The organism is uncultured Limosilactobacillus sp. (genome assembly GCF_934202705.1).
GTDB lineage: Bacteria > Bacillota > Bacilli > Lactobacillales > Lactobacillaceae > Limosilactobacillus.
Map to the genome: position 1 here is coordinate 20326 of NZ_CAKPYE010000010.1, position 15938 is coordinate 36263.

At 42.8% G+C, this 15938-nt stretch carries 18 protein-coding genes; 14 read left to right on the forward strand and 4 right to left on the reverse strand.

Annotated elements, in window-relative coordinates:
* Positions 1-17 precede the first annotated feature (17 nt).
* From Q0C76_RS07075 to Q0C76_RS07085, 3 genes are read left to right on the forward strand one after another with little or no spacing between them, the layout of a single operon-like run.
* Positions 18-710 carry a 2,3-diphosphoglycerate-dependent phosphoglycerate mutase gene (locus tag Q0C76_RS07075; protein WP_295731412.1) on the forward strand — a complete coding sequence of 231 codons (693 nt, stop codon included), beginning with the start codon at positions 18-20 and terminating at the stop codon, positions 708-710.
* Positions 697-1587, forward strand: a complete 891-nt coding sequence (locus tag Q0C76_RS07080; protein ID WP_295731414.1) for an alpha/beta hydrolase — start codon at positions 697-699, stop codon at positions 1585-1587. The genes Q0C76_RS07075 and Q0C76_RS07080 overlap by 14 nt, the downstream gene beginning before the upstream one ends.
* Positions 1587-4112 carry a M1 family metallopeptidase gene (locus tag Q0C76_RS07085; RefSeq protein ID WP_295731416.1) on the forward strand — a complete coding sequence of 842 codons (2526 nt, stop codon included), beginning with the start codon at positions 1587-1589 and terminating at the stop codon, positions 4110-4112. Before Q0C76_RS07080 ends, Q0C76_RS07085 begins: the two co-directional genes overlap by 1 nt.
* 60 nt (positions 4113-4172) lie before the next feature.
* On the opposite strand, the gene Q0C76_RS07090 is transcribed toward Q0C76_RS07085, so the two are convergent.
* The 4 genes from Q0C76_RS07090 to Q0C76_RS07105 are packed head-to-tail and all read right to left on the reverse strand — an operon-like array spanning position 4173 to position 7225.
* Positions 4173-5510 (reverse strand): aminopeptidase C, encoded by a 1338-nt coding sequence (locus tag Q0C76_RS07090; RefSeq protein ID WP_295731418.1) that lies wholly within the window; start codon positions 5508-5510, stop codon positions 4173-4175.
* Positions 5511-5559: 49 nt separating this feature from the next.
* A complete protein-coding gene (locus Q0C76_RS07095; protein ID WP_295731420.1) occupies positions 5560-6174 on the reverse strand; it encodes a sugar O-acetyltransferase in 615 nt (204 codons plus the stop codon).
* Positions 6175-6232: 58 nt separating this feature from the next.
* A complete protein-coding gene (gene rpiA, locus Q0C76_RS07100) occupies positions 6233-6916 on the reverse strand; it encodes a ribose-5-phosphate isomerase RpiA (RefSeq protein WP_295731422.1) in 684 nt (227 codons plus the stop codon).
* Between the two features lie 27 nt (positions 6917-6943).
* The gene (locus Q0C76_RS07105; protein WP_295731423.1) at positions 6944-7225 is read right to left on the reverse strand and encodes a GNAT family N-acetyltransferase; all 282 of its coding nucleotides are present in this window, start codon (positions 7223-7225) and stop codon (positions 6944-6946) included.
* Positions 7226-7346: 121 nt separating this feature from the next.
* Between Q0C76_RS07105 and Q0C76_RS07110 the strand changes: the two genes are divergently transcribed.
* From Q0C76_RS07110 to rplK, 11 genes are all read left to right on the forward strand, one after another.
* Complete coding sequence (locus Q0C76_RS07110; RefSeq protein WP_295731425.1) at positions 7347-7883, forward strand: dUTP diphosphatase; 537 nt, start codon at positions 7347-7349, stop codon at positions 7881-7883.
* Between the two features lie 12 nt (positions 7884-7895).
* Entirely contained in the window at positions 7896-9269 is a 1374-nt protein-coding gene (gene radA, locus Q0C76_RS07115) for a DNA repair protein RadA (RefSeq protein WP_295731427.1), read from the forward strand.
* Between the two features lie 18 nt (positions 9270-9287).
* A complete protein-coding gene (locus Q0C76_RS07120) occupies positions 9288-10421 on the forward strand; it encodes a PIN/TRAM domain-containing protein (RefSeq protein ID WP_295731429.1) in 1134 nt (377 codons plus the stop codon).
* 367 nt (positions 10422-10788) lie between these two features.
* Positions 10789-12198, forward strand: coding sequence for a cysteine--tRNA ligase (cysS, locus tag Q0C76_RS07125; protein WP_295731431.1), 1410 nt, complete (start codon positions 10789-10791; stop codon positions 12196-12198).
* Between the two features lies 1 nt (position 12199).
* Positions 12200-12613 (forward strand): Mini-ribonuclease 3, encoded by a 414-nt coding sequence (locus Q0C76_RS07130; RefSeq protein WP_295731433.1) that lies wholly within the window; start codon positions 12200-12202, stop codon positions 12611-12613.
* The gene (rlmB, locus tag Q0C76_RS07135) at positions 12603-13352 is read left to right on the forward strand and encodes a 23S rRNA (guanosine(2251)-2'-O)-methyltransferase RlmB (RefSeq protein WP_295731435.1); all 750 of its coding nucleotides are present in this window, start codon (positions 12603-12605) and stop codon (positions 13350-13352) included. The genes Q0C76_RS07130 and rlmB overlap by 11 nt, the downstream gene beginning before the upstream one ends.
* A gap of 299 nt (positions 13353-13651) precedes the next feature.
* Positions 13652-14224, forward strand: a complete 573-nt coding sequence (locus Q0C76_RS07140) for an RNA polymerase sigma factor (protein ID WP_295731437.1) — start codon at positions 13652-13654, stop codon at positions 14222-14224.
* 99 nt (positions 14225-14323) lie between these two features.
* Complete coding sequence (gene rpmG / locus Q0C76_RS07145) at positions 14324-14473, forward strand: 50S ribosomal protein L33 (protein WP_295731439.1); 150 nt, start codon at positions 14324-14326, stop codon at positions 14471-14473.
* A gap of 12 nt (positions 14474-14485) precedes the next feature.
* Complete coding sequence (gene secE, locus Q0C76_RS07150; protein WP_295731441.1) at positions 14486-14665, forward strand: preprotein translocase subunit SecE; 180 nt, start codon at positions 14486-14488, stop codon at positions 14663-14665.
* 107 nt (positions 14666-14772) lie between these two features.
* A complete protein-coding gene (nusG, locus tag Q0C76_RS07155) occupies positions 14773-15321 on the forward strand; it encodes a transcription termination/antitermination protein NusG (RefSeq protein WP_295731443.1) in 549 nt (182 codons plus the stop codon).
* A gap of 126 nt (positions 15322-15447) precedes the next feature.
* Entirely contained in the window at positions 15448-15873 is a 426-nt protein-coding gene (gene rplK / locus Q0C76_RS07160; protein ID WP_295731444.1) for a 50S ribosomal protein L11, read from the forward strand.
* Positions 15874-15938: the final 65 nt, after the last annotated feature.

The window sequence follows — 15938 nt, forward strand, 5'->3', positions numbered from 1 at the left end:
TGAAAGGGGAGAAAGTAATGGCAACTTTAGTAATGGTTCGGCATGGGCAGAGTCAAGCAAATCTCGATAACGTGTTTACGGGATGGAGTGACTCACCTTTAACAACGAAGGGACTTGCTCAGGGACACCAAGTTGGCCGTGAATTGTGCAAAGCTGGTTACCGATTTAATGATGTGTACACGTCATATATGCGACGCTCAATTATGACTGCCAATATCATCTTAGACGAAATTGACCAGCTTTATTTACCGATCCACAAAACGTGGCGCCTGAATGAACGTCATTATGGGGCGTTAAGTGGCCAAAATAAGGCTGTGGTGAAACGCCAAGTGGGCGCTGAACAATTGCACCGATGGCGACGCGGCTATACTGAAGTTCCACCCCGTCTTACTAAACGTCAACACGAACGTCGGTATGACCGATTGGGGGTACAGGAGCCACTAAGCGAGAGTCTCCAAATGACTTTAGAACGGATTTTGCCATACTGGCAGGATCGGATTGCTCCCCGACTATTAGACCAGAAAAATCAATTGATCGTTGCCCACGGAAGCTCGCTTCGGGCGTTAGTCAAGTACATTGAGCAGATCCCCGATGATCAAATTGATCAGGTGGAAGTTCCCAATGGTCAGCCGATTGTTTACCAATTTGATGACCAGTTACACCTATTAAATAAGAAAATTTTAAAGGAGAACGAAAATGCCAATTCATGAGATTGAAAACAACCCCACGATGAAGGGTCAGGTACGGCTCATTGAAAATGTTGTGTACTCTGCTGTAGATGGTGAAGCAGTTAAGATGGACGTGTTAGCACCGTGGTCACAACGCTATGACTACCTAACAAGTAAGCCACGACCACTGATTGTTTTTGTTCAAGGCAGTTCTTGGCGTTTACCAACAATGGGTGAAGAAATCCCACAATTAGTTCAGTTCGTAAAGGCAGGCTACGTGGTTGCAACGGTGCAACATCGGAATTCATTGGATGGGCATCCCTTCCCAGCCTTTTTGGAGGATGTTAAAACCGCTATTCGGTATCTACGGACGAACGCTCATAAGTATTCTATTGATCCACAGCGGGTTGCCATTTGGGGAACCTCATCAGGAGCGAACGCGGCGTTGCTTGTGGGCCTCACATCAGATGATCCACGCTACAAAACTACTGAATACGCGGATCAATCTGATGCAGTCAACGCGGTGGTCAGTTGCTTTGCACCAACGGATGTTCTGGATACGTTCAACAGTACCAATCAAATGCCCGGTGCTGATATTTTACAATTGTCGCTATTTGGCAGTGATCCAACGAAGTGGGATCAGCTCAAGCGGCAAATGAGCCCGCTGTACCAGATCAAAGATGGGGCTAGTTATCCACCTTTCTTATTAATGCATGGCGATGCTGACCAAGTGGTGCCATACCACCAAATGGAAGATATGTACCAAGCATTAAATAATCATGGCACAAAAGTTGAAGCATACCGGGTCAAGGGGGCCAATCATGAACGCGACTTCTGGAGCCAGAAGATTTATGATTTGGTCAAGAAATTCTTGGCACCAGTCGAGCATCCTGAGCAAGAGAACGAGGAGGATTTTTAATGAGTAAACGATTATTAGATGATTTTGTCCCAAGTAACTATCAAGTGTTTTTGAACATTGATCGACAGGCTAAGGCAATCCAAGGGATAACTACAATCACTGGAACTGCTAAGCATCAACAGATTGCAGTTAATCAAAAATTCTTAAACGTGGACCAAGTTGAATTAGATGGTCAACCACTATCCTTTGAAGTTAATAATGACGCTGAAACGGTGATAATTGACTTGCCGACCACGGGTAAAGTTACCTTTAAGATTACCTACCATGCGACATTAACGGACACGATGATGGGGATCTACCCGTCATACTACCAAGTTGACGGGGAGCAGAAAGAATTAATTGGTACCCAGTTTGAAACGACTGCAGCTCGGCAAGCCTTCCCATGTGTCGACGAGCCAGCAGCCAAGGCAACTTTTGATTTATCCATTAAATATGATGAACAACCAGGCGAAACCATTATTGCCAATATGCCCGAAGACAAGTGTGAAGCAGGAATTCACTACTTCAAACGGACAGTTAAAATGTCGACCTATTTAGTGGCGTTTGCTTTCGGTGATATGCAAAAGAAGTTAACGACCACCAAGAGTGGGGTTCAAGTCGGCGTATTTGCCACTAAAGCGCACCAACCTAAAGAACTAGATTTTGCTCTCGACATTGCTAAACGTGCGATCGAATTTTATGAGGAGTTCTATCAAACACCATACCCGTTGGACCATTCATGGCAATTAGCTTTACCGGACTTTTCGGCTGGAGCCATGGAAAACTGGGGGTTAGTTACTTATCGTGAAGCCTACTTATTGCTCGACCCTGATAACACTACGCTAGATAATAAAGAATTAGTGGCGACGGTTATCACCCACGAACTGGCTCACCAATGGTTTGGTGATTTGGTTACGATGAACTGGTGGGATGATCTCTGGTTAAACGAGAGTTTTGCTAACATGATGGAATACCTGTCGGTCGATGCCATTCACCCAGAATGGAAGATTTGGGAAATGTTCCAAACATCGGAAGTTCCAATGGCTTTGCAACGGGATGCCACGGATGGTGTACAATCAGTGCACGTTGATGTAGAAAGCCCGGCGGAAATTGATTCGATTTTTGATGGGGCAATTGTTTACGCCAAGGGTTCGCGAATGTTGGTCATGGTTCGCTCACTGCTTGGCGATGAGGCCTTAAGAAGGGGCTTGAAGCAATACTTCATTGATCATCAGTATGGTAATGCTAAGGGTGATGACCTCTGGGATGCCTTAGGTCAGGCTTCTGGAATGAAAATCGGTGAAATCATGCATTCTTGGTTGAACCAACCGGGTTACCCAGTCGTGAGTGCTTCAATTGTGGATGGCCATTTGAAACTGCACCAACAACAGTTCTTCATTGGTGCTGGGCAGGATCAAGGTCGGCTATGGAAGATTCCGTTGAACGCTAATTATGATGCTGCTCCGGAAATTATGGGTGAGGCTGACTTGGATCTCGGTGACTACCAACAATTACGGGCAACGAATGGTAAACCGTTCCGTTTAAATGTCGGCAACAATTCTCATTTCATCGTGAAGTATGATGAAACATTATTGAACGATTTGCTTGAGCACGTGGATGATTTGGATAACATTACGCAACTGCAATTATTGCAAGACCTCCGACTATTAGCTGAAGGCCGCCAAGTAACATTCGCTTCATTGGTACCACTTCTTCATCGCTTCAACAATAGTCATTCATCCATTGTGAATACGGTGCTTTATCAGATTGCCAACGCCCTCAAGAAATTTGTTGAACCGGGGACAGTAATGGAAGACAATTTACGAAAGTTCTTTAACCAGCTTAGTCAACAGCAGGTTGAACGTCTAGGCTGGCAGCCAATTGCTGGTGAAAGTAATGACGATCAATTAACCCGACCGATTGTTTTAGGGGCGGCACTTTATGGTAAGAACCAAACAGCTATTCAAAAGGCACATGAATTATTTACTTCAGTTCAAAACTTTGCTGAATTACCGGCAGCTGTCCGTCCGGCAATCCTAAGAAATGAAGCTGAGAATTATGGGACAGCGGAACTTTTTGACCGCTTTTGTAATGGTTACCAGACTGCAACGGATCCAAGCTTAAAGCAAGACTTGTGCTTTGCTACAACCAAGTTTACCGAGCCTGAACTCCTGAAACGTTTAGTTGCTAACTTCGAGGATGCGGGCTTCATTAAACCACAAGACTTACGAGCTTGGTATCGTGGCGTGCTAGCAAATAGTGCGGGGCAACAATTAGCTTGGGATTGGATTCGGAATGACTGGTCCTGGCTTGAAGCCACGGTTGGTGGCGATATGGAGTTTGCCACCTTCATCACGGTTACGGCTGGGGTATTCCATACGGCAACACGGTTAGCAGAATTCAAAGAATTCTTCGAACCGAAACTGTCGACACCAGGATTAACGAGAGAGATCAAGATGGATACTGGTGTGATTACCAGTCGAGCTGCTCTGGTTGAACATGAAAAGAATGGCGTGAATGCCGCAATTGCAAAGCAAGTGCAGTAATTAAGTTCCAGATGAAAAAGGCGACCAGCTTTTTGCTGGTCGCCTTTAGTTATGTCCTGCTTAGGCTAAAGTACCCATTGGGTCCCATGGCTTTAGCACAATTGGTTTTTGAGCAGCGGCTTTCTTAAGCTCGTCGCTAAGGTATTTTTTATTAATCACGATTTGGTAACAGTATTGATCCATCCAGGCGTCGCTCATAACAAAGTAGCCCTTTGTACCAACCTTAAGCCCCCATGAATTTTCAACCTTCCACTTAGTAGGTTGATCATTCACGAGGTCCACACCCGTGAGCACCATCGCATGATCCATCATGCTTTCACCATAGTCAAGGGCTTCCGCTTTAGTCATAGTTAACTCCGTATCAAAAAGCTGTTCGTAATTGTAAGTATTCAGTGCCATCAATCCGTGTTTAGTATTAGAATACTTAACCACATCAGAGCCAAACCAAACGCTTTCGCCGCCTTTGAGTTGGTTAATTGCTAGTTGTTTAAAGTCGTCCATTGACAGGTTTAAGTGCTTAACTTGGCGTCCGCCAACGACATTGCCAAGCATTTCAATCGTGTAGGTCTTACGATATGCTTTATCAGCAGTGGGTGCTTGAATGATTGAAATATAATCGTCAAGGTTCCATCCGACATACTTCTTAAAGAAGTCTTGTGGGGTTAAATCAGCATCGTGATGGTATTCTTTGTCCTTTTTGGTACGGTATTCAAAGTCAAATTTCGTGACGGGTTCCCCAAAAGCATATGCGAGCATCCGATAAACGTTGTTGAGCATTTGTTTCCGAATTGCATTGATTTCATCATTTACTGTTTGATCTTGGACAAGCTTTCGTAAAACCACCGCATCGTGACGAAGTTGGTTGTTCAAGACAGCGTTGATTTCATTTGAACGGCTGGAATTATATGATTCTGGCATGGCGGACTTCGGAACAACTCCGTACTTTTCAATCAGGGCGCATAACATGTCCCATTGACCACCATCTTGTTGGGGTGTTTCTAGCAGCCAAGCTACTTTTCGATCGCCCAGTGGTAAGTTGGCAGTGTTAATGATATTTTCGTAGAACCAGTTGGCTTTTTCAAATTTATCCCAGAAGAAAGCGTAAGATTGTGACAATTCAAAATTATCTGGAAGGTTGAATTTTTGTTGCATTTCATGACGCATCGTATTTAACGCTGCAAACATCCAGCATCGACCAGACTGTTTTTGATCGGCCACGTCACCGGTCGCCAAATCAATGGAAAAAACCGGGGCATCATCAGCAATGGAATGCCAATTGAAACTGGCAGCGCGCACTCCATTAGTGGTCACCGCATTTTCTAAAACTTGGGCGTTTGGCCGGTTGTGATAATCTTGGGCAAAATCTTGAAGATCATTGTTAGTAATGGTAAAACTCACAAAAAATCACTCCTTTAAAAGATATTGGTTACCATTATACCGTATTTAATTAATACGGGTAGGAATCAAGATGATCATTTTTGGTGATTTGGCGAACGGCTCTGGCTGGAACCCCAAGGACAAGTGAATTTTCTGGCATATCATGAGTCACCACAGCACCAGCACCAACGACACAACCAGCACCAATTGTGACCCCCGGACAGACGGTGACATTACTCCCGAGCCAACAATTATTACCGATGTTGATGGGCTTGCCCAGTTCTAAGTCCGTAAACGTCCCATCCGCTTGCTGCCGAGGATTTCGTTGTTGCCACCGCAAAGGGTGGGTAGCGGTAATCAGACTAACATTTGGTCCCAACATCACATTGTTACCAATGGTAATGGGGCAGGTATCTAAGACAGTGAGGTTAAAATTTGCGTAAAAATCATCACCGATGTTAGTAAAGCGACCATAATCAAACTGCATGGGTCCTTGAAGATAGATGCCCTTACCGTGGTGAGGAATGAGCTGATCAACAATTTGTTTTCGTGCTGCGGTGTTAGTATCGCGGAGTTGATTATAATCCTGACAAAGTCGATGAGCGATTTCATGCAAAGTATTTAGTTCTGGTGTGTCGGGACGATAAGGTTCGCCGGCGAGCATTTTTTGTGTATTTTCTTCCATCGCAAAAACTCCTTTGGTGTAAAAAGCCCACTGGTAACTACCAGTAGGCTAGATGAAATTATCTATTAGCATGTAAAACTTCAGGACCGTTATCGCGACCAACGATAACATCGTCAACTCGGTTCAAGAATAGGCCGTGTTCTACTACGCCAACGGTGTGGATCAGATCTTCAGCTAAGGCATGAGGATCTTTAATTTGTCCAAGGTGGATATCAATGATGAAGTTATTTTCATCAGTGCGGTATTTTTGATCGTCCGCCATTCGCCAAACTGGTTTGTAGCCTTTCTTTTCAAAAGCGTTAAAGACGTGTTGAGCACCAAATGGGATGACTTCGACTGGCACACCAAAATCACCGATTCGTGGTACCAGTTTTGATTGGTCAACAATCCAAATCTTCTTAGTTGAAGCGTTATTAACGATCTTTTCCCAGAGGAGGGCGCCACCACCGCCTTTAATTCCGTTAAAGTCATCGTCAACTTCATCGGCACCGTCAATACAAAGATCAATGTGGTCAACCTCATCAATATCTTTAATCGTGATCCCTAAGGATTCGGCCTGCTTCGTTGTACGGTTGGAAGTGGTGACCCCAATAATATTGAGTCCTTCATTTTTGACCCGGTCGCCAAGGGCATCCACCATGTAGCGAACCGTAGAACCAGTGCCAAGGCCAACAATCATGCCATCTTTGATATACTTAACGGCCTCTTTACCGACTTGTGCTTTTAATTCGTTTTGATCCATTTAAATAATCTCCTTTTACATTCGATCTTATGATAATAATACGGATTGTGCTTTCGGATGCAATTTAAAGTAGTGTTTGGCATATGGACACATGATTTTAACAGTCCATTGATGGTCACGAGCCTGCTGAACAAAATGATCCATCAGTCGAGTGGCTAAACCATGACCACGAAATGCCGGTACGACAAAAACTCGTTCAACTACTACATGATTACTGCCAGCGGTGACGGCTGAGAAACTGACTTCGCCAGCCCAACTGTCATCATCAGAGAATGCGCTGATTTTACCATTTGTAACAACGAAATGCATACCGAAAACACCTCCTTTCTAACGATCTTTTTTGCACAATAAATTGTCACTGTTTTAATAATAAAAGTCAAGCAAACTTCATGTTACAATTGATAAGTAATCAGATAAACGGGGTGAAATTATGAAACGGGGATTTAAAGTCGTTTCCACAAAGCTAGATCAAGGATTGCACTTACCACAGCGTCAAACCAAACAGGCAGCTGGCTATGACTTTGAAGCGGCGGAAAACTTTGTGTTGCCTTCGATTTGGAAGGGCAATTTTATTAAAACTTTATGGAAAATTCATCATCAGGACCAATTAACGGCAGATGATATTAGCAAGGGTGATCAGAGCTTGAAGCCATATTTGGTGCCAACGGGGATTAAGGCCTATATGCAGCCAGATGAAGTATTAATGTTGTTTAATCGTTCTAGCGGACCATTGAAACGGCGACTCATTTTACCGAATGGAGTTGGGATAATTGATGCCGATTATTACGATAATCCTGCCAATGAAGGCGAAATTTTTGTACAGTTAATTAATTATGGGTTGACTGATTACCACATTAAAAAAGGTGAACGAATCGCTCAGGGGATTTTCGTTCCTTACTTAATGGCAGACACGGAAGAACAACCGCAAGCCATGCGGGAAGGTGGTTTTGGGTCAACCAAGGAATAAGAGGGATAAAAGATGGCAAAAGCCAAAACACACTATGTATGCCAAAATTGTGGTTATATTTCACCGCGCTTCCTGGGACGTTGCCCGAATTGTGGTCAATGGAACACGTTAGTTGAAGAGGTGGACCAATCCACAATTAGGCAGCCTAAGACCACCACAACAACGTTAACCGGGATTGTGGCTAAACCACAACGAATTAACGAAATTGACACACAAAAGACGCCGCGGGTTAAAACCAAGTTAAATGAGTTGAATCGGGTTCTGGGCGGTGGAATTGTACCAGGATCATTAGTTTTGATTGGTGGAGATCCGGGAATTGGCAAATCAACATTACTATTACAAGTTTCGGGTCAATTAAGTCATGAAGGTCACTCGGTGCTCTACGTTTCTGGTGAAGAGAGTGCTAACCAGATTAAGATGCGGGCACAGCGGTTGAACGTTTCTGGTAATGATTTTTTCATTTACCCAGAAACAAATATGGACAGCATTCGAGCAACAATTGACGAAATGGATCCAGAATACGTGGTGATTGATTCAGTGCAAACGATGCAAGCCACTGACGTTACTTCTGCGATTGGGAGTGTTTCTCAGATTCGTGCAGTAACTGCGCAACTGATGCAGATTGCAAAGGGCAAAAATATCACTGTCTTTGTGGTGGGACACGTAACTAAAGGTGGAGTATTAGCTGGTCCAAAGATTTTGGAACATATGGTTGATACTGTTTTATATTTTGAGGGCGACCTTCACCACACTTATCGGATCTTGCGGTCAGTCAAAAACCGGTTTGGTTCGACTAATGAGTTAGGGATTTTTGAGATGAACAGTAGTGGCCTCAAAGAAGTTGCTAATCCTTCAGAAATTTTCTTAGAGGAACGACTAAAGGATGCCACTGGGTCGGCTGTGGTTGTTTCCTTAGAGGGAACCCGACCGATTTTAGTTGAAATTCAAGCACTGATTACGCCATCAGTGTTTGGTAATGCGCAGCGGACTGCCACCGGCTTGAGTCGAAATCGAGTTTCATTAATTATGGCGGTTTTAGAAAAGCGAGCCAATTTACTTCTCCAGAATCAGGATGCCTATTTAAAGGCTGCTGGTGGGGTAAAATTAGATGAACCAGCAATTGACTTAGCGATTGCGGTGGCGATTGCTTCTTCATATCGTGATAAAGGGACTCGCCCGACCGATGCCTTTGTGGGTGAAGTTGGATTGACTGGGGAGATTCGCCGGGTTAACCGGATTGAACAACGGGTTGCTGAAGCTGCCAAATTAGGTTTCCGCCGAATTTTCATTCCCAAAAACAACCTGCAAAACTGGGACCCGCCAAAAAATATTGAAGTGGTTGGGGTAACGACCATTAGTGAAACGTTGCAATTAGCTTTGGCATAATCGAAAGGAGGATGCATAATGAGAAAGGGAATTGTTCGATTAATATTTACAATCTTAGGAGCCGCCATTGGGTACTACTATCTTCCGCCATTATGGCCAGCGATCGGAGTCGAGTATAACTCTGTCTTAATGATTATTGCTGATCTGTTCATTGGTGGGATTGTTTTCTGGTTGATCTCACTGATTTCGATTGGCTGGGTACTACGATTAGTTCAACGAACTGAAGATTACTTAACGAAGAAGAGTCCGCTTTATTTATTTTTTGGTGCATTATTAACCATCATTGGTTTAGTTTTAGCAATTTTAATTTCGATTCCACTGTGGCGAACTCATATTCCGGTAATTAATAACATTGTCCCGATTTTATTAATGCTGATCTTTAGTTACTTTGGTTTTCGAATGGGGACAACACGACTGGACGATTGGCGGACTTTTTTGACGCTGAAACGTGGAACGAAAGACGGTGCTGGTAAAAGTGGCGATGTGATTAAGCAGCAAGACGCTAACTATCACCATTATAAAATTTTGGATACTAATATCCTGATTGATGGGCGGATTTATGATTTGGTTAAGACTGGTTTCCTTGAAGGAACGCTGTTAGTACCGAACTTTGTTCTATATGAACTGCAGTACATCGCCGATTCAGGTGAAAGTATCAAACGGGTCCGTGGTCGACGTGGCCTGGATATTTTGAATAAGTTACGGAAAGAGAAAATCGTCCCAATTGAAATGTATGATGGGGACTTTGAAGATATTCCAGAGGTTGATAGCAAGTTAATTGCGCTGGCTAAAAAAGTTGATGGTGTGATTGTAACCAATGACTGGAACTTGAATAAGGTCATCCAATTTCAAAATGTTCAGGTTCTTAATATTAATAATTTAGCAAAGTCACTACGCCCACGGTTTATTCCAGGCGAGCAGCTGCACGTCACTGTGGTTAAAAAAGGAACCGAGCGGCAGCAAGGGGTTGCTTATTTAGATGATGGAACAATGGTTGTGGTTGAAGATGGTCGCTTCTACATGAATGAAAATATTGAAGTCGAAGTCACAAGTGCTTTGCAAACTGATGCAGGGCGAATGATTTTTGCTCGACCACTCCATTCTGCCAAAGGAATTAGTAACGAGCAAGATCAACCGCAAAACGAAAAATAACCGATAAAAAAATCAGGTGAATGATGACTGATTCAACATTGTTCACCTGATTTTTAGTTTTTAATAAGAAAAAGCCGTGGCTTGGGAGGACCACGACTATAGTATTACGAATATCTTTGGGGAAGATTTCGTAAAGGAGTATTTTTCGGTTACTATTGGGAGGAGTAATTGAAAAATAATCGGTTTCGGTTAATTTGTAGTAGTTGTTTTTCTACTACGGTTTTTATACTAACAATAGATTGTGAAGAAAATGTGACCAAACAGTAAATATTATTTGCTTTTGAAAAATCAACCGCGGAAAGTGTGGTCGAGCAGTGAGTGTGTTACTATTAAACTATTCAAAGTGGCCCGTAAAGGAGATTTAGAGATGTTAAAAATATACAATACTTTAACCAGAAAAAAAGAAGAATTTCATCCAGTTCATCCGGGTGTGGTTAACATGTATGTCTGTGGGCCCACGGTGTATAACTACATTCATATTGGTAATGCACGAAGCGCGATTGCGTTTGATACGGTTCGGCGGTATCTGGAATTTATTGGTTACCATGTGAACTATGTTTCTAATTTTACTGACGTCGACGATAAAATGATTAAGGCAGCTCGTGACCAAGGGATTACTGTACCCGAATTAGCGAATAAGTATATTCAAGCCTTTATGGAAGATACTACGGCAGTGAACATTGAACCAGCCACTCGGCATCCACGGGCAACCGATAATATTCCAGAAATTATCAAGTTTATTCAACGATTAGTTGATCGTGGATATGCCTATGCAGTTAATGGTGACGTTTATTATCGTGCCCGTAAATTCAAAAATTATGGACAGCTGTCTGGACAATCAATTGATGACCTAGAGGTTGGGGCAAGCGAACATGTTAGTGCTGACGAAGTAAACAAAAAAGAAGATCCAATGGATTTTGCTTTGTGGAAAGCGGCCAAGCCACAAGAAATTAGTTGGGATTCACCATGGGGAGCCGGTCGCCCCGGGTGGCACATTGAATGTTCAGTGATGTCGACCAAGTATTTGGATGATACGATTGATATTCACGCGGGTGGTCAGGACCTGGAGTTTCCGCACCACGAAAATGAAATCGCACAGTCAGAAGCCGCTACTGGTAAAAAGTTTGTTAACTATTGGATGCATAATGGGTTTGTGACAATTGGCAAGGAAAACGAAAAAATGAGTAAATCATTGCATAACTTCATTACTGTACATGATATTATTCAGCACGTTGATCCACAGGTGCTTCGCTTCTTCATGGCTACCACTCAGTACCGTCGGCCAATTCAGTATAGTGAAGCTAACCTAACCGATGCACAAAATAATTTAGCACACATCCAAACTGCATATAATAATTTAGACTACCGGAAGAATGACGCTAATGATGGTGATGATCAAGTGGTTACCCAAAGATTACAAGCTTTCCGGCAAGACTTTGTGAAGGCAATGGATGATGATATCAATGTGCAAAATGGGATTGCCGTAGTTTACGAATTGGTGAAGTTTGCTAATCGTTATACCGAAAATGAAGTCGTTTTAAAGGGTGCTATTGAAGCCATTCAACAATTATTAAAAACATTATTGCTGATTTTTGGAGTGAAATTAACCGCAACTGGTCAAATTGATGATGAGGCAATTAAGCAACTGATTGTTCAGCGGGATGAAGCACGTCGCCAGAAGAATTTTGCGCTTAGTGACCAAATTCGTGATAGTCTAAAAGCTCAAGGAATCATCATTGAAGATACACCGCAAGGGACACGTTATAGAAAGGAATAGCATGGCAAAAATTGATTATCGACAATTGAACGGGATTGCGCTGGCTTACCTGGGCGATGCCGTTTATGAAGTTGCAGTTCGGGAACACCTTCTTGACTTAGGGATGACGAAGCCGAATCGCCTGCAAAAAAAAGCGACTTCGTATGTTTCAGCAAAGGCGCAGGCTGGGCTAATTAAATTAATGGAAGAACAAGCTCTGCTTACCGATGATGAATGGGAATTCTTTAAGCGCGGTCGAAATGCTAATAGTTACACCCACGCAAAAAATACATCGGTATTAACTTACCGTATTTCGACGGGGTTTGAAGCTCTGATGGGATACTTGCAATTGTCTGGACAAGCAGATCGATTAGCGGAACTATGTCGGTGGTGTATTAAACAAGTTGACCTCGGGAGGGTTGAATATGAGCGATGAGACACCGGAATTTGTGATTGGTCGGCACCCAGCAGTGGCAGCTTTAAAGTCCGATCAGGAAATTAACAAAGTTTTTATTCAAAAAGGACTACGAACAGACGCCATTGCTCAAATTATTAAACTAGCTAAGGATCGACATTTAGTGATTTCTAACGTGCCAAAGACAAAATTGGATCAAATGGTTAATCATCAAAATCACCAGGGAGTGGCGCTAGCAGTTGCAGCATATCGTTATTCAACTGTTGATGAATTGTTTGATAATGCTGCTCGTCACAATGAAGAACCATTCTTTTTGCTGCTTGATGAATTAGCGGATCCCCATAACCTGGGCTCGATTATCCGAACTGCGGATGCTGCGGGAGTCCACGGCATTATTATTCCAAAGCGGCGGGCAGTCGGTCTCACTTCAGTGGTGGCTAAAACATCAGCCGGGGCGATTGAAAGAGTGCCAGTCGCACGGGTTACTAACTTGGTCCAAACCGCAAAAGAATTAAAAGAGCGTGGGGTCTGGCTATTTGGCACTGATATGAAAGGGACAGATTACCGTCGTTGGGATGCTCATGGCGCAGTTGCAGTCGTGATTGGTAACGAAGGAAAAGGTATTTCTCAACTATTAAAAAAGACTTGTGATGAAATGCTCACTATTCCAATGGTGGGACAAGTTCAAAGCTTGAATGCCAGTGTTGCTGCTAGTCTATTGATTTATCAAGGGTTCAGTTCTCGTCATCCTCTAAAATAATTTAAAAAAAATAACCTCAGGAATGACTAGTTCTAGAGGTTATTTTTTCTTATCCAGAGATCAGAGACAAAAATTAAGGATTGTCTCTTTTGACAGAATCTGGTAAATTATTTTAGACAACTAACGAGTGATGGTCAAATCCTGCGGCAGCGGAATCAAGCGTTGGAGAAAAGCCATCGTAGAACTAAGGTGAGAGTTAGTTCTAAACCCCCGTTCAATACGCTGTGACGGTGAGATGATTAGCTAGCTAATTTTCAAGTGGGTCCGTTAGGGGTTAGTGGAACAAGAGGTTGCATCTAATGAGTCCAAAGCTGATTCAAACAACCCCAGAAAGTGAACTGATTAAGCAGGTCGCTGGAAAAGACTCAGCGAGTTTTGCAGTTTTATATAACCAGTATTTACCATTGATTTGTAAACTATGGTATCAATTTAGGCTGGATGAAGTACCTCTTGATGATTGGAAACAGGAGGCAGCGGTGGTATTGTACCGAACAGCATGCTCGTATTCATGTAATGAGGCACGCTTTTGTTGGTATTTAAGGCAGGCGCTTACAAATAAAATTCGTGATTTATATCGCCAACAGGTTGCTAAAAAGCGGGTTCCAGCTCATCAAATCGAGTCTATTACGGATGTACAAATCGATCAAAGATTGGTTGACATTAACTTACAACCCGACGAGGTGAGCCATTTCCGTTCAATCTACCAGCAATTCTTAAAAGAGTGTTCACGTTTAGAAAAGGATGCCTTTTTAGGAATTAATTCTGGTGAACGCTTAGAAAGCATTGCTCAACAATTACGTTGCTCACCACTAGCAATTCGAGCTGCTTTTGAGCGCGCTCGCAAAAAACTAAAACAACGGCTTCTTAGTTAGTTCACTACGCTTGTTTGGGACAACTCCGATCGAAATTTTTGATTGGAGTTGTTTTTATTTGACGAAAATGATAGCCTTAGATAGATGGAGGTGACTATAATGGCGCAAAAGAAAGTTGGTTTAGAGTGTACCAAATGCGGTATGCGTAATTATACTGTTACGGTCAACTCAACCCGTGATCATCGGTTAGAACTAAAAAAATTTTGTAAACATTGTGGTGAATATACTATTCATCGTGAAACTAGGTAGTGGAGGAAGACAATGCATTTATTTAGATTTTTAAAGGGTGTTGTTCAAGAAATGCATAAGGTGGTTTGGCCAACCTGGAAGGAAAACCGCCGTGATACAGGTGTTGTGATTTCTTTAACGATTTTCTTTGTCATCTTCTTTGCATTAGCAGATTGGATCATTCAAGCTGGAATGTTAGCCTTTGTCAAGTAGAGGTGGCTAGTCAACGCCGTTATTTTTTGATATAATTTTAAAGAAGCAAAACTTCGTGGTACACGAGGTTTTTTTATTTTGACACAAATAACTAAAGGAGAATTATCATGGAATCACATGAAAAACGCTGGTACGTATTGCATACTTACTCTGGATATGAAAACCGGGTGAAGAGTAATTTAGAGTCACGTGCCCAATCAATGGGGATGGAAGATTACATTTTCCGCGTTGTTGTTCCTGAAGAAACAGTGCGAACAGTGAAAGATGGACAAGCCAAAGAGACGGAAGAAAAGACATTTCCTGGCTACGTCTTAGTTGAAATGGTTATGACGGATCAAGCTTGGTACATTGCCAGAAATACGCCAGGGGTAACCGGATTTTTAGGATCACATGGTGGTGGATCCAAGCCAACTCCATTACTTCCGGAAGAAGTTGACCGCATTATGAAACGGATGGGGGCCGATGTGGCACGGACTGATATTAATGTGAATGTTGGTGACAACATTAAGATTATTGCCGGACCATTCGCTGATTTGACTGGCAAGGTAACGGCTGTTGATCATGACAAGATGAAGGTCAACGTTGATATTGAAATGTTTGGGCGACAAACGAGTGCTGAAGTTGGCTTTGATCAAATCGACACAATGGATAATTAAGCCTACTACTTGAAATTAATTGATTTTTATGGTAGTTTATTCTGGTATGTAATATGCATACTGTGGGAGAGGTAAAAACTTACTACCTCATCATTACCACAACACGGACTAAGGAGGTTTTGTCTCGTGGCAAAAAAAGTAGCTAACATTGTTAAGTTGCAAATTCCTGCCGGTGCAGCAACGCCAGCTCCACCAGTAGGTCCTGCACTTGGACAAGCAGGGATCAACATTATGGGCTTCACTAAGGAATTCAACGCACGGACAGCTGACCAAAAGGGTATGCTGATTCCAGTTGTAATTACTGTTTATGAAGATCGTTCATTCGACTTTATTACGAAGACCCCACCTGCTGCCGTATTGCTTAAGAAAGCCGCTGGTGTTGAACATGGTTCCGGCGAACCTAACACAAAGAAGGTTGCTAAGGTAACCAAGGATCAAGTTAAGGAAATTGCCGAAACTAAGATGCAAGATCTAAACGCTGCTGACGTTGAAGCAGCAATGCGCATGATCGAAGGTACTGCACGGAGCATGGGCTTCACTGTTGAAGACTAGGCTAGGCGTAGCACCGGAACTCTTATCAAAATAAGGGTTCCCACGTGGGAGGTCAACCCGTTAGA

Coding starts and splice junctions, on each gene's coding strand:
- Q0C76_RS07110 (WP_295731425.1), top strand. CDS start 7,347: ATGAAACGGGGATTTAAAGTCGTTTCCACAAAGCTAGATCAAGGATTG.
- Q0C76_RS07080 (WP_295731414.1), top strand. CDS start 697: ATGCCAATTCATGAGATTGAAAACAACCCCACGATGAAGGGTCAGGTA.
- nusG (WP_295731443.1), top strand. CDS start 14,773: ATGGAATCACATGAAAAACGCTGGTACGTATTGCATACTTACTCTGGA.
- Q0C76_RS07085 (WP_295731416.1), top strand. CDS start 1,587: ATGAGTAAACGATTATTAGATGATTTTGTCCCAAGTAACTATCAAGTG.
- Q0C76_RS07075 (WP_295731412.1), top strand. CDS start 18: ATGGCAACTTTAGTAATGGTTCGGCATGGGCAGAGTCAAGCAAATCTC.
- Q0C76_RS07140 (WP_295731437.1), top strand. CDS start 13,652: ATGAGTCCAAAGCTGATTCAAACAACCCCAGAAAGTGAACTGATTAAG.
- Q0C76_RS07105 (WP_295731423.1), bottom strand. CDS start 7,225: ATGCATTTCGTTGTTACAAATGGTAAAATCAGCGCATTCTCTGATGAT.
- radA (WP_295731427.1), top strand. CDS start 7,896: ATGGCAAAAGCCAAAACACACTATGTATGCCAAAATTGTGGTTATATT.
- rpmG (WP_295731439.1), top strand. CDS start 14,324: ATGGCGCAAAAGAAAGTTGGTTTAGAGTGTACCAAATGCGGTATGCGT.
- Q0C76_RS07095 (WP_295731420.1), bottom strand. CDS start 6,174: ATGGAAGAAAATACACAAAAAATGCTCGCCGGCGAACCTTATCGTCCC.
- Q0C76_RS07130 (WP_295731433.1), top strand. CDS start 12,200: ATGGCAAAAATTGATTATCGACAATTGAACGGGATTGCGCTGGCTTAC.
- Q0C76_RS07120 (WP_295731429.1), top strand. CDS start 9,288: ATGAGAAAGGGAATTGTTCGATTAATATTTACAATCTTAGGAGCCGCC.
- cysS (WP_295731431.1), top strand. CDS start 10,789: ATGTTAAAAATATACAATACTTTAACCAGAAAAAAAGAAGAATTTCAT.
- rlmB (WP_295731435.1), top strand. CDS start 12,603: ATGAGCGATGAGACACCGGAATTTGTGATTGGTCGGCACCCAGCAGTG.
- rpiA (WP_295731422.1), bottom strand. CDS start 6,916: ATGGATCAAAACGAATTAAAAGCACAAGTCGGTAAAGAGGCCGTTAAG.
- secE (WP_295731441.1), top strand. CDS start 14,486: ATGCATTTATTTAGATTTTTAAAGGGTGTTGTTCAAGAAATGCATAAG.